Genomic DNA, 13,669 nt, shown 5'->3' on the forward strand with positions numbered 1-13,669 from the left:
TCCTGTGTTGTCCTCGTTCCGCGTTTACCTTCGGCTTGTCCTGCATTTCCTCCGGCTTGTCCTGCATTTCCTCCGGCTTGTCCTGCATTTCCTCCGGCTTGTCTGCGTTGCCGTCGCTTCTGCCCCAGTCACTCTGACTCCGTTCACGGGGGCAAGACCAACTCGGATGCAGCAATAGCGAGTACTACCGAACGGGGAAGGTCAAAAAACGGCCAAACGGCCCAATCGAAAGAACAGTCGGGCCGAAAGAACAACCGACGTGGTGAATCGAACGCGGGTTAGTAGAACTCGCGGACGAGGTCCATCGCGTCGTCGGGGGCACCCGACGGAATGTCGGACATGTTCTCCGTGACGCCGAAGTTCTGCTCGTAGGAGACCGAACTCTCGTCTTTGTAGATGATTCCCTCGTACTCCTTCGAAGAGTCGAGAATCTTGTCCTTGGCAGCGTCGTAGTCGGTCGGGTCGTGGTCCGTCTCCTTGAGGTCCACGAGGTTGTCGCGGAAGTAGTCGTAGGTGTCCACGTCGTTGAACGTGACACACGGACTGAACACGTTCACGAAGCCGAAGCCATCGTGCTCGATAGCTTCCTGCACGATTTCGGCGTGACGCTTGTGGTCGGTCGCGAAGGACTGCGCGATGAACGTGCCACCGGCGGCCAGCGACAGCGCCAGCGGGTTGACCGGCGGCTGCTGCGGCCCTTCGGGGGTCGTCGAGGTCTCGAAGTCCTCGCGCGAAGTCGGCGACGCCTGACCCTTCGTCAGGCCGTAGATACGGTTGTCCATGACGACGTAGGCCATGTCGACGTTGCGGCGAACGGCGTGGATAAAGTGCCCCGCACCGATGGAGTACCCGTCACCGTCGCCACCGGCGGCGACGACGGTCAGGTTGGGGTTCGCCAGCTTGGCCCCGGCAGCGACGGGGAGCGAGCGCCCGTGAACGCCGTGGATGGCGTACGAGTGCATGTACGTCCCGATTTTGCCGGAACAGCCGATACCGGCGACCAGGAACGTGTTGTCCGGGTCGTTGCCGGAGTTGGCGAGGGCTTTCATGATACCGTTCATCGTCCCGAAGTCCCCACAGCCGGGACACCAGGTCGGTTGTTTGTCTGACTTGAAGTCGGTGAAGCGGACGTCTGAGCTCATGCTGAAACCTCCTCTGCGTCGAGGGTCGATTTGATTTCGTCTGCGAGTTCGTCCGCCTTGAAGCGGACGCCGTCGTACTTGTTAATGCGCTTGACACGGGTTAATGTGTCGTGCTCGACGACGTTGGCGAACTGTCCCGTCGCGTTACACTCGACGACGATGACTTCGTCTGCCGCCTCGATAGCGTCCGAGAGGTCCGGACGCGGGAACATGTACGGAACTGAGAGGAAGCGGATGTCGATGCCGTCCGCTTCGAGGAAGTTCATGGCCTCGACGAGCGCGCCCTCGTTGGAACCCCACGAGATAACGAGCACGTCCGAGTCGGTGTCGCCGAACTCACGCGGCGAGAAGTCCTCGTCGGACTTCGCCGTCTCGACCTTCCGGTCGCGCTTTTCGACCTGCTTGACGCGCATCGAGGTGTCTTCGGTCCGGCGACCGAGTTCGTCGTGTTCGAGACCAGTCGACATGTGTGCACCCTCGTCCGTACCGGGGAACGCGCGCGGACTGATGCCGTCGTCGGTGAGTGCGTGTGGCTGGAATCGGCCTTTCTCGTCGAGCCATTCGTCGATGGTGTCGTCGTCGACGACCTTGCCGCGGTCGATTTCGACTTCGTCCATATCGAACGTCTCGGGGGAGAAGGTCTGTTCCGTGACTGCCATCGCGAGGTCGGCGGCGACGTAGACCGGAAGCTGGTACTTCTCGGCGAGGTTGAACGCCTCGACGGTCTTCCAGAAACACTCGGAGATGGTCGTCGGTGCGACGACGAAGCGCGGAATCTCGCCGTGGCCACCCTGAAGCATCATGTTCAGGTCGCCCTGTTCTTGCTTCGTCGGCATCCCGGTCGAAGGACCGGAGCGCATCACGTCGACGATGACGAGCGGCGTCTCCGAGGTGGCGACAAGACCGAACGTCTCCGCCATGAGGTCGATACCCGGACCGGAGGTTGCGGTCATCGAGCGCGCACCGGCGCGCGCAGCACCGAGCGCGAGGTTGATTGCGGCGAGTTCGTCTTCCGCCTGCACGACGTGGCCGCCGTAGCGTTCGATACGCCCGGTCAGGTACTCCATGACGTTCGTCGCCGGTGTAATGGGGTAGCCAGCGTAGAACCGGCAACCGGCGGCGATTGCGCCCATACCGATGGCCTGGTCGCCGTTCAGGAGGACGTAGTCTTCGTCGGTCGTCTCGAGGTCGTAGTCGAATTCGTGGTCGAATTCCTCGTGTACGAATTCGAGTCCGGCGCGAGCCGCCTCCTTGTTGTTCTCAACGATTGCCTCACCCTTCCCGCCGAAGCGCTTCTGGAGCGCGCTGTCGAGGTTCTCGATAGGGAAGTCGGTGACGGCACACGCCGCGCCGAGTGCGACGACGTTACGCATGATTGCGCCGCCAGCCTCTTCTGCGAGCGCCTGAAGGGGAACGTCCAGCCCGACCATTCCTTCAGGAATCTCGACGTCCGCCATCGTCGAGCGGTCACCGTCGTAGATGATGACCGAACCGTCGTGGAGTTCGTCGAGGTTCTCCTCAATCGTTCGTGGTGTAAGTGCAATGAGCACGTCGAGTCGGTCGACGACGCTCTGTACGGGGTCGATGGCAGTCCGAACTTTGTATGCAGTGTAGCCGCCGCGGATTCGCGAAGCGAAATCCTTGGAAGTAAACACGTGCCGTCCAGCCCGGGAGAGTGCCTGAGCGAAAATCTTCCCCGTGGAGTCGATGCCATCGCCAGCCTCGCCGCCGATGGCCCAGTTGAAGTCCGCAGGCATGCTGAGTGAAATCTACCCATAGCCGGGTCAAAAGCCTTCTGAAAGTTTGTGTGAAATATCGGTGCTGTTCATAAACGAAACCTCGGTATACAGGTCCCTAGAATGTGTTTATCACCGGATTATACAATCTGATTGGCCACTGTTTCGGAATGTGGTGGACAAATGTCCAATTACACCCGATTCCGGCCGCTCGCGGCAAGTTCCTCCGGATTCGAGACGCGGTCGCATTTCTCACCCTATCCGGGAAGGCAAGGCCCTTGTGAGCCTACGTCGAAGCGGGTCACATGGACGCAACCGTCACCGTCTCCGCGGCCCGCAACGTCGGACCCGGAACGGTCGCTATCGAGTTCGAGACGCCCGACGGCTTCGAGGCCGAGCCGGGCCAGTTCGTGAAGCTCACCGCCGAAGTCGACGGCGAGTCGTACGCCCGCTTCTATACGCTCTCGTCGCCCGGCGTCGGCGACACTTTCGAAGTGACCGTGGGAATCGACCCCGAGGAAGCCGGGCCGTTCAGCCAGCACCTCGAATCGCTCGCCGAGGGCGACACCATCGACCTCTCCGGTCCGTTCGGCGACAGCTACTACGACGGCGAGGCGCGCGTGGTCGTTCTCGCCGGTGGCCCGGGTATCGGCCCTGCGGTCGGTATCGCCGAGGCGGCGGTCGCCGACGACAACGAAGCCGCAGTCGTCTATCTCGATGACGCGCCCGCGCACGAGGACCGACTCGACGCGCTCCGCGATGGCGGTGCGAGTGTCGTCGTCACCGACGACGAGGACGCACTCGCCGGAGCCGTGTCGGACGCGCTCGTAAACGGCGACGACGAACAGGTGTTCGTCTACGGCTTCGCAGGATTCGTCGACGCCGCCGTCGACGCGATCGAAAACGCCGGCGGCGACGTTGACGCGGCGAAAATCGAGAACTTCGGGTAACGTATCGAAAACGCGTTTCGGATTCTTTCTTGCGACTTAGTCGACCGGCTTCCACGCCGTCAGCACCGCGAGCACGAGCGCTCCGCTGAGCCACCCCGCGAGACCCAAGAGCGACACCAACGGCGACGTATGACTTCCCGTTTCGACGGCGACGCCGAAGACGAGCGACCGAAACGCTCCGTTCGGACTGAGCGCGAGCACCAGCGGCACGGCGTCGATACCGAACGTTCCTGAGGCGAGTCCCGCGACCGCCGCGGCATCGATGCCGACGACGAAGGCGACGACCAACCCAACGGCGAGTGCGATAGCCTGCCGAGCGGTCCGCGCGGCGGCGGAGACGGCAAGTGCGACCGCCGCAGTCGCCAGCGCGAATATCACCGCGAGCACGGCGAACCGGACGAACGCGACCGGCGAATCGGCGGCCGCGTTCAGGGCTAGAAACGCCGATTTCTCCGGCGACAACACGGGAACGGTCGCGGCCGAAACGAGGAGCGACCCGAAGACGACGACCACGAGCGCGAGGCTCCGACCGAGGTAGACGCCGCCGACGTACGAGAGACGAGACACGTCGAAGGTCCGGAGTACGTCCAACTCGCCGGTCCGTCGGTCCGTGAGAACGGCCCGATAGCAGAGCGCGAAGGCGAGAAGCGGGACGAGCGCCTCGACGAAGGGAACCAAGTCGAGGACGAGCGGGACGTATCCGCCGCGTGAACCGGTCCCCGCGGCCGCGACGGCGACGACAGTCAAGCCGAAGACGACCGAGAGAGCGACGACAGCGGGTGTTCGAACGACCGTCCGGAGTTCGCGGGCCGCGATGGCAAACAGGTCTTCGCCGTCGCTCATCGGCCTTCCACCTCGTCGGTCGAAACGAGTTCACCGAACGCCGTCTGGAGGTCGCTCGCACCGACCGGCTCGACTAATTCACGCGGCGGGCCGTCGGCGACGAACCGGCCCCCATCGAGGACGACGACGCGGTCCGCGGTGCGTTCGACCGGGCCGAGGTTGTGCGACGAGAGGACGACTGCGACCCCTGACTCGGCGAGCGTCGAGACGATGTCGAACAGTCGTTCGACCATTCCCGGGTCGAGGCCGCTGGCGGGTTCGTCGAGGACGAGCACGGCCGGGTCGCCAATGAGCGCTCGTCCAAGACCGAGTAGGCGAGTCATCCCGCCGGAGAGAGCACCGACGCGGCGGTTCGCCGCAGTTGCGAGGCCGACACGGTCCAGCACTTCGGTGACATCCACCTCCTCGTCGACGAACTGCGCGTAGAACCGGAGCGTATCGGCGGTCGAAAAGCCGTCTCGGAAACCGGGTTGTTGCGGGAGGTAGCCAACACGATTGTTTCCGCCCCCGTTTCCGCCGACTGAGATGGTGCCTTCGTCGGGGGCGCGGACCTTCGTCAAGAAGCGGAGGAGCGTGGACTTCCCCGACCCGTTCGGACCGACGAGTGCGACGATTTCGCCGGGCGCAACCGACAGTGAAACGCCTTCGAGGACGCGAACGTCGCCGAACGCGTGCGTGAGGGCAGTCGCCTCGATGGCCGGGGCTGCGTGAGCTGGTGAGTGTGATTCGTCCGAATCAACTGTACTGTCCGAATCGATTGTACTCGTCGCGCCTGCGGTGTCTGTTGTCTCTTGCACTGTTTTCTCTCCGGCCGCCGAGTCTCGTTCAGACATCTGCTTCCCCCGTCGCGTTCACTCTGGCGAGTACGTCCGGTTGTACTGGCTCCGTCCGGGACGCAGCATCGACGACGCCGGACCCGCGGAGTCCGGCCACGTCGTCGCGGGCGCGGCGAAGAGCGTCCATCACGGGCGACCGTGAGAGGACGAGTGCGGTGGGGCTTCGGCCGAGTTCGGCGTCAACCGGCCCGGATGGCTGGAATGCCCGGTCGTAGACCCCGTCGCCGTCGGCGTCTTCGAGTGGAAGGTCGCCCCAGTAGTTGCCGTCGCCTTCTCGGGTCCACGTTCGCATCGGCCCGAGCGCCGATTCGACCTGCACGTCGTTGTCGACGATATCGTTTCGGACGACGACGTTCGTCGGGAAGGTCGAACTCCCGCGGACGCCGATTTCGTTGCCAGCAACGACGTTCCGGACGTACACTTGCCTGTCGCCGCTTACGTCCATGCCGTACTCGTTGTTTGCGAAGACGTTGTCGGCGACGTAGGTGTCGCTTCCGGCGGGGATGAAGCCGAAGTTCGAGTCTTGCACGTCGTTTCCGACCACGAGGTTTCCGACGGGGCGGGTCATGATGATGACCCCGATTCGGTTTTCGCGGACAACGTTGTCGGCGACGAGCATGTCCGAAGTGTACATCTCGTGGACGCCGTAGCGTCCGTCTTCCATGTGGTTGTTCCTGACGACACTCCCGTCCGCGCGGTGGGTGTAGACACCGTCGCGTCCGTCGAGGAACGTCGAATCCTCGACGACCGAGCGCTCGCCGATGAGGACGACGCCCATGAAGCCGTCAGATGGGTCTTCAGCACCCTGTACAGTCAGATTGTCGAGGACGCTGCTCGCGCTCTCGCGGACGATGACGCCGCTTGCGGGCGTGTCGATACGGACGTTTCGAACCGCGGACCCGTTCGCCCCGTCGAGGACGATACCGGTGTCGCCGCGGCCGTAGGCGAGTTGGACGCGGGTGTCCCAATCGACAGACTCGTTTGTCACACGGATGCGTCGGGTGCCGACATCACCGACGCCGGAGATAGAGAGGTTCGCCACGGCGGCGCGGTCGGCGCGGATGTGGACGGCGGTGTCGTTGCCGTCGTCGACGAGTGCCGTCTCGGTTCCGGCCCCGACGAGGGTAATCGAGCGATTCAGGTCGACCGACTCGACCGAGTACGTTCCGGCGGGGACGTAGACGGCGGTGCCGTTCGGTGCCGATTCGACGGCTGCCTCGACGGTTGGCGCATCCTCGCCCACGACAGTCGAGACGGGGCGGTCGAACAGCGAATCACTCGCAGCGACAGTCTGGTTGGCCCAGTCGTGGTGGGACTTGACGGACGATTCAAAGGCAGCGAGTCGTGACGAGAGTGGACTGCCGGTTCGGTCCTGAAGCGTCCGCCAATCGATGACTTCGCCACCGTGTTCGTCGGCGAACGACTGCGCGGCGTCAGCATCTGAAAACGGGACGGCGATGGGGCCGGACGGGACGCGAGCACCCGAGTCGACGACGAACGACGCCTCAGATGCCTTGACCCAACCGGGAGTGCGGTTGTTCTCGGTTCGGAGGTAGTTGTCCTCGCCGAGGGCCGGAGTGACCGTCGCGTAGTCAGTGACGAATACGGCGAGCGGGTCGCCGAACTGGCGGGCACTTTCGGAGGTCGAGATGTCGGCGGCCGCGGTTGTCACGTCGTAGTAGCCGATGACGTAGCGGTACCGCGAGAAGTGAACCTGTGCAACCGGGACTTCGAAACCCTCGCCATCTGATAGGAGAATATCGACCGACGTGCCGCCGGTCTTGACGGTGTCGTCGAACGGAACCGGTGAAACCGTCCCCGTGGCGGGAACGACGAACGAAACGCTTGCGAGGACGAACACGAGAGCCACCGCGGCGGCGGTCCACCGGGTCGCCGTAGGGGTAACAAGTGCCATCTGGTGTCAGCGCCCGACGGGGAAGCAATCGGTCGCGGCAACCGAGCGGGTCGCTGCCAGCGGTCGGCCCGTGTCGTTCTCGAAGTCGTGCATACCCGGGGCTAGGTCGGCGGGGAGTGATATGCACGATGGTCTGTCTGTCGAAGCAATACCAACTGGAAAATACCCGAATAATTAATCATCGCCCATCCTGATTCATGACCATGTACGACGACGAGGACTTGGCGTCCATTCGCGAGGCACGCGAACAGTGGGAATCAGAGACTCGCGACCCGTTCCTCGAAAAGGGTGGAGAGCGCAAAGACCGGTTTGCGACCGTCTCGAACCACGAGGTCGACGACCTCTACACGCCCGAGGACGTTTCCGACCTCGACTACGAGGAGGACCTCGGCTTCCCCGGTGAGTCGCCCTACACCCGCGGGGTATATCCAACGATGTACCGCGGCCGCACGTGGACGATGCGCCAGTTCGCCGGGTTCGGAACCGCGACAGAGACGAACGAGCGGTTCCACTACCTCATCGAAAACGGCCAGACGGGACTGTCGACCGCGTTCGACATGCCCTCGCTCATGGGAAAGGATTCGGACGACCCGCTTTCGGATGGCGAAGTTGGGAAGGAAGGCGTCGCCGTCGACACGCTCCGCGACATGGAGGTCCTCTTCGACGGCATCGACATCGGCGATGTGACCACGTCCTTTACCATCAACCCCTCCGCGCCGGTCGTCTTCGCCATGTATGTCGCGCTCGCGGACAACCGCGGTGTGTCCCGTGACCAAATTGGAGGGACCTTCCAGAACGACATGCTCAAGGAGTTCATCGCACAGAAGGAGTGGGTCATTCCGCCCGAACCGTCGCTCAAACTCGTCACCGACACGGTCGAGTTCGCCGCCGACGAGACCCCGCGCATCCGACCCATCTCGGTTTCCGGGTACCACATCCGTGAGGCCGGGTCGACGGCGATTCAGGAACTCGCATTCACCCTCGCCGACGGCTTCGCTTACGTCGAAGACGCGGTGGACCGCGGCCTCGACATCGACGAGTTCGCCCCGCAACTCTCGTTCTTCTTCAACTCGCACAACTCCATCTTCGAGGAAGTTGCAAAGTTCCGCGCCGCTCGGCGGATTTACCACCACGTGATGACCGAGTGGTACGGTGCCGAAGACGAGCGCTCGAAGCAACTGAAGTTCCACACCCAGACGGCGGGGCAGTCGCTGACGGCGCAACAACCGCTCAACAACATCGTCCGCGTCACGATTCAGGCGCTCGCGGGCGTCCTCGGCGGAACCCAGTCGCTTCACACCAACAGCTTCGACGAGGCACTGGCGCTCCCGTCCGAAGAGGCGGTTACGGTCGCCCTACGCACCCAACAGATAATCGCCGAGGAATCCGGCGCAGCCGACGTTATCGACCCGCTCGGCGGCAGTTTCTTCATCGAGAAACTCACCGATGAAATCGAGGACGAGGCGATGGCCTACATCGAGGAGATTCGCGAGATGGGCGACGGGTCGGTCCGCGACGGCGTCCTCGCCGGTATCGATGAAGGCTATTACCACAAGGAAATCGGCGAAGCGTCCTACGAGTACCAGTCGCGCGTCGAGAAGAACGAAGAAATCGTCGTCGGCGTCAACAAGTACGCGACCGACGGCGACACCAAACCCGACCTCCTGCACGTCGAAGACGAGGTGCAGGACCGCCAACTCGAACGCCTCGAATCGGTTAAACAAGAGCGCGACGACGAGGAAGTCGAGGCGGCACTCGACGAACTCCGCGAGACAATCGAAGCAGAAGAGAACGTCATGCCCGTGCTCGTCGATGCCGTGAAGGCCTACGCCACGATGGGTGAAATCATGGATGTCTTCGAGGCGAAGTACGGCGCGTACCGCGAGAAAATCGGTCTCGCATGAACGAGCCGTAATTCGGGCGGCTCACTGACGTAGGTTGTCACCGCTATCACCGCCGCCATCGCCGTCGATACCCGCAGTCTCCCCTACCGATTACGTCGTCTGCTGGTCGCGTTCCTGCTCTTGGAGTCTGGTCGACAACGCGTCGAGTTCCGTTTTCAACTCCTCTATCTTCGACACGGTAACCCCCGAGCCATAGCTGGGAGCCATATTCATCGCGTACAGCCGTCCCACCAGACTCTGAAACAGGAGGTCTATCTCTTCTTCCCCGCCGTTTGCCTGGTATCCAAGCTGGTTGATGAGGTGGTGAAGACAGGACCCCCAGCCGACCGTGTACACCTCGTCTTCGAACTCGTCCAGTGCGTCGGGGAGTGAGTCGAAGGTATCCAGGCAGTCTAAGCTCATCCGACTCGCCGCGTACCGGAGTCGAAACTGGAGTCGTTGCCGTTCGTCGAAATCGGCAATCTCGACGCCGGTGTCGACGACCTCCCACTCGTCGAGTCGGTTGCTGGCGGCGAGTTCGTCCCATCGCGGTCGTTCATCACTAACGACCGCCTCTGTATCGCCGAAGATGTAGAACACGACTTCACCGTGGTCCATGGACGGGTCCTGTCCGTAGCGGTTGAAAATCGGCCACTGGGCGTCGTCTCGGTGTTCGATTCGCTGGAACGCAGACGCGACGTACTCTCGAATCAGTCGTTCCTCGGCCTCGACGTCGGCGACCGTGAACACGACCTTTTTTAACTCTGACATGTTTGCGACTTTCTCACCAGCGTCTTGTATCTTGTGGCGACCCGGTCGTTCGTCCAGCACCGAGGCGACCACCGTTCCGAGAAGTTCACTCCCGCGGAGCTTCACCCAGCAGAACCCTCACATCAGCAGCAATCTCACGCCAGCCGAATCACCACATCAGCGGCAATCTCGCACCAGCCGAATCACCACACCAAGGGTAACCTCACTCCAGCAGAAGCACACAGGGAAGTTCGTCAGGGTTGGCGAACCGGAGCAGGCTGTACGCCACTCCGCTTCCCCCATTGAAGAACGTCGAGTTCGGAAGCTGTCGGCTGTGACCGGGCATGCACAACGCCCCCGACTGTTCCTGTCGTGCGACACAGCGGTCGACCAGCGCACGCGCGTCAGTCTCGTCTCGCCCGGTTCGGCGCGCCGATTCGAGTAGCGCCGTCGCCTGCCCGAGTGTGCCACAGCAAAGCTGGTCGTACTGGTTCCTGTCGGCCGAAGCGGTCGCCGACAGCAGTTGGTTTGCCTCGGTGAGAAGCGCCTCGTCGTCGAGAACGCTGCCGATGCCAAGTCGCGCGAGTGCACATCCCGTCCGTCCCTCGCACCACCGGTCCAGATACTGGGGGTCCCCGGCGTCTGTCGGAATCGGGTAGTTCGATTGCTCTGGGTCGTACAACGTAGACTCGTACGCGAGGGCCTCGCGGGCCGCCGTCTCGTATCGGTCGTCGTCGACGACTGCACCGAGTCGGGCGAGCGCATACGCGATACCGCTCTGGCCGTGTGCCATTCCTGGCAGTGGCTTTCCAGTGCCAGTCGTCCAGACGTGGTGTCCATCGACCGAGACTCGGTTGTCGAGCAGTCGCTTTCCACAATCGAGCGCCCGGTCGAGAACCGTCGACCCGCCGTATCGCTCGTAGTGTGCGAGCAGTCCGAGCAGTACTCCGGCGGTCCCATCGATAACGTCGAATGTCTCGTCTGCCGCGAGTTGCTCTGTCGTCACAGCACGAGCGTGGGCCGCAGCACGCTCTCGATACACTGGTCGGTCCAGAAGGTCGGCGGCAACAGAGAGGCTGTACACGAGCGACCCGGTGCCGGTGATACCACCGAACTCGGTTTCTGACACCCCCCGGTCGCTGGCAACTGCATCGAGACAGTCGACTGCGAGTTCCTCGAAACGGCTGTGGCCTGTTTGGTCGTACAGTGCCGCTGCGGCAATCCCGATGCCACCTCGCCCGGCGTAAAGCGTGTTGTCTGCTGGTGAGAGCCCAAGCTGTGGCAACTCCGCACCGATATACGAGACCCACTGGCGACCAGCCTCTGTCTCGATTGCTGCGTTGAGTACCATGTCACCGTGTTTGACTGCTTCGCGCTGGAGTCGGTCGTCAGTCACTGGTTCGGGCGACGCCGGTGCCCCTCGGTCCGGAATCGACGCATCGAGACACCGGCGGAGAAGCTCGGTTTGTCGTTGCCGGTCGGCTGCGTCCATCGCGTCGAGTCGCTGGAGACACCGTTCGTACCCGGACGTATCCACCGAAACACCAGTCTCGGTCCCATCGTGCGATACCATCGTCTGGTCTGGTTGGGCAGTGAACCGCGGTACGTCCCGACGAAGGAGCGACCGTCGTTCAGCTTCGAACAGCCCCCAGAACCGGTCGGATTCGATTCGGCCGTCGAAAAACGGCGCTGCGAGCCGTTCGAGTTCGACGGAGAGTCGGGCACCATCTCGAAGCGGGTCTCGTGCTCGGCTCAGTCGCAGAATCGAACTGTACGTCGCCGTCGGGCGATACACCAGTCGGTTTTCGATTCTCTCGACAAGCTCCGAAGTGAGGATATCGGTACGGAACTGGCCGTCCTCGTGCAGGCTGCAAACCGTCTCGTGGGTTCGCTGAAAGCCGCCGACGATGGCGTCGAGGTATCGTTCAGGTGGTCGGTCGACACCGTCCACGCTGGGCGTGTTTGTTCTTCGGTCGACCGTCGGCGACTCTCCCTCGACGGTCATCACGTCTGTGTTGGCCGCCTTGATGACGGGTTTCGATACCTCCGAGACCGCTTTCGTCTCGCTGTTCCGCCCGAGACCAGCGGCTAAAAACGGTGACGACCCGTCGTCGTCGCTGTCGACCACCTTCCACGGCAACAGTGCGGTTCGGAGAACAGTATCCGACGTCGCGGCGGCTATCGCTGTCGTGGACGAGGAGTCGGTAGGAGAGACGGGTGGGTGGAACAGCGTCTCCGCATCGATAATCGTCGGCTGTTCGCCACGGACGATGAGATTCTCGTACTGACAATCGGGGAGGTCGAGCACGTACGCTACACACAGGAGGACCCCCGCCCGCTCGTAGTACCGTTCGACTGCGGCCGTATCGGTTGGTTCGTCGTACTCGATAGGCTCCATCCAACCGTAGCCCTCGCGAGACAGATACTCCGGTGTACTGAACGACGGTGTTTCCAGATAGTCATCTAGCCGTTCGAGTACTTCGTACAGTGAGACACCGGCGTCTATCGGTCTCGGCTTGTAGATGACTGACCCGGATTCGAACGAGACGCGAACCGGAACCTGCCCACCTGCATGTGTATCGTCGGCGAGCGGGACAAATTCGGTGACCGCACCGTCGACTCCGAACCGTGCTTCGAGTGCAGACCGGTCGGCCTGTAATCGGTGTTGAACCAGCGTAACCGTCGTCACCCACTGGGTGACTAGCTGGGTGAAGTATCTGGCGAGCACCGGATATTCGAGACAGAACTTCCGAATCCCGCCGTCGAACATCGCATCGATAAACTGGTCATAGTACGTCGTCCCCGGATTCGAGACGGTGGCCGGGTCGGCTGCCGCGAGGTCCGGGTCGTGGTACTCGACGAACGACTTGAACTCGACGTACAGCGCTCGGACGGACACTCGACTGAGTCGAGCGATGAGCCACTCGCCGAGTTGCTGGGCAACGGGCTGTGACCGGGTGTCGGCGTCGAGTTGTTCCAGCCCGTAATCTGCGAATGCGACCAATAGGTCACTGAACGGAACTCCCTTGGGGGCGGAGAGTCGCGCTTCATCGCAGGACCGGTACTCGGAAACGTGGGCGAGAAGTGAGTCGAGTCGGTCAATCCAGTCGGGTAACGGTTCAGTTGCTGGCCAGTGTGTTGCCGTAAGCTGGTATCGAACCTCCGACTCAGTGAGGTCGTCGTACGCGAGTCGTTCGTGGAACGCTTCGGCGTCCGAAAACAGTTCGCGCCACTTGTCGAGCAGGTCGTCAGGGGCGATTGGTGGGTCGTCCCCGTGGTCGTTCGGTGGCCCCTCTAGTCGTTCGTGTAACGTGCGTGCCTGTCCTGCAATCGCTCGTTTTTCTCGTGCTGCAAGCTGCTGTGTCATTGGGAGAGACCGCCGTGAGTCTGAGTCGAGAACCGTTCGTTCATCGTTTCGTCACTGGTTGCTGTCACTTGCACTGGCGAGATACCACAGCCCGATTCAGGGGGTCGACGGCTTCGAGACCACCTTTCACCGAGCGCCTCTATGGAGACAGACACTGACATGCACGCTTCGTTCCACCGAGAAAACTAAACTATTACTACACAAATATACATTCGTGCAGTACTATTTTACACCAGTGATTAAAAGG

Annotated in this window: 9 protein-coding genes; 2 read left to right on the forward strand and 7 right to left on the reverse strand. The window is 62.3% G+C overall.

What is annotated here, in order from left to right; all coding sequences use genetic code 11:
• Nucleotides 1-278: 278 nt before the first annotated feature.
• Together HFX_RS04170 and HFX_RS04175 are read right to left on the reverse strand one after the other, a co-directional pair.
• Nucleotides 279-1,142, reverse strand: a complete 864-nt coding sequence (locus HFX_RS04170; protein WP_004057369.1) for a 2-oxoacid:ferredoxin oxidoreductase subunit beta — start codon at nt 1,140-1,142, stop codon at nt 279-281.
• Nucleotides 1,139-2,899, reverse strand: a complete 1,761-nt coding sequence (locus HFX_RS04175; RefSeq protein ID WP_004057368.1) for a 2-oxoacid:acceptor oxidoreductase subunit alpha — start codon at nt 2,897-2,899, stop codon at nt 1,139-1,141. Before HFX_RS04175 ends, HFX_RS04170 begins: the two co-directional genes overlap by 4 nt.
• Before the next feature lie 284 nt (nt 2,900-3,183).
• Between HFX_RS04175 and HFX_RS04180 the strand changes: the two genes are divergently transcribed.
• Nucleotides 3,184-3,828, forward strand: coding sequence for an FAD-dependent oxidoreductase (locus tag HFX_RS04180; RefSeq protein ID WP_004057367.1), 645 nt, complete (start codon nt 3,184-3,186; stop codon nt 3,826-3,828).
• Between the two features lie 36 nt (nt 3,829-3,864).
• Here HFX_RS04180 and HFX_RS04185 read toward each other — a convergent pair whose 3' ends face one another.
• The 3 genes from HFX_RS04185 to HFX_RS04195 are packed head-to-tail and all read right to left on the reverse strand — an operon-like array spanning nt 3,865 to nt 7,422.
• Nucleotides 3,865-4,671, reverse strand: coding sequence for an ABC transporter permease (locus HFX_RS04185; RefSeq protein WP_004057366.1), 807 nt, complete (start codon nt 4,669-4,671; stop codon nt 3,865-3,867).
• The gene (locus HFX_RS04190) at nt 4,668-5,504 is read right to left on the reverse strand and encodes an ABC transporter ATP-binding protein (protein ID WP_004057365.1); all 837 of its coding nucleotides are present in this window, start codon (nt 5,502-5,504) and stop codon (nt 4,668-4,670) included. The genes HFX_RS04185 and HFX_RS04190 overlap by 4 nt, the downstream gene beginning before the upstream one ends.
• On the reverse strand, nt 5,497-7,422 hold the full coding sequence (locus tag HFX_RS04195) for a NosD domain-containing protein (RefSeq protein ID WP_004057364.1): 1,926 nt from the start codon (nt 7,420-7,422) through the stop codon (nt 5,497-5,499). Before HFX_RS04195 ends, HFX_RS04190 begins: the two co-directional genes overlap by 8 nt.
• A 203-nt stretch (nt 7,423-7,625) precedes the next feature.
• On the opposite strand from HFX_RS04195, the gene HFX_RS04200 reads away from it, so the two are divergent.
• A complete protein-coding gene (locus HFX_RS04200) occupies nt 7,626-9,326 on the forward strand; it encodes an acyl-CoA mutase large subunit family protein (protein WP_004057363.1) in 1,701 nt (566 codons plus the stop codon).
• A 90-nt stretch (nt 9,327-9,416) separates the two neighbouring features.
• On the opposite strand, the gene HFX_RS04205 is transcribed toward HFX_RS04200, so the two are convergent.
• Together HFX_RS04205 and HFX_RS04210 are read right to left on the reverse strand one after the other, a co-directional pair.
• Nucleotides 9,417-10,076, reverse strand: a complete 660-nt coding sequence (locus HFX_RS04205; RefSeq protein WP_231512914.1) for a hypothetical protein — start codon at nt 10,074-10,076, stop codon at nt 9,417-9,419.
• 202 nt (nt 10,077-10,278) lie between these two features.
• Entirely contained in the window at nt 10,279-13,422 is a 3,144-nt protein-coding gene (locus tag HFX_RS04210) for a type 2 lanthipeptide synthetase LanM family protein (RefSeq protein WP_004057361.1), read from the reverse strand.
• Nucleotides 13,423-13,669 lie beyond the last annotated feature (247 nt).

Source organism: Haloferax mediterranei ATCC 33500 (assembly GCF_000306765.2).
GTDB classification, from domain to species: Archaea; Halobacteriota; Halobacteria; order Halobacteriales; family Haloferacaceae; genus Haloferax; species Haloferax mediterranei.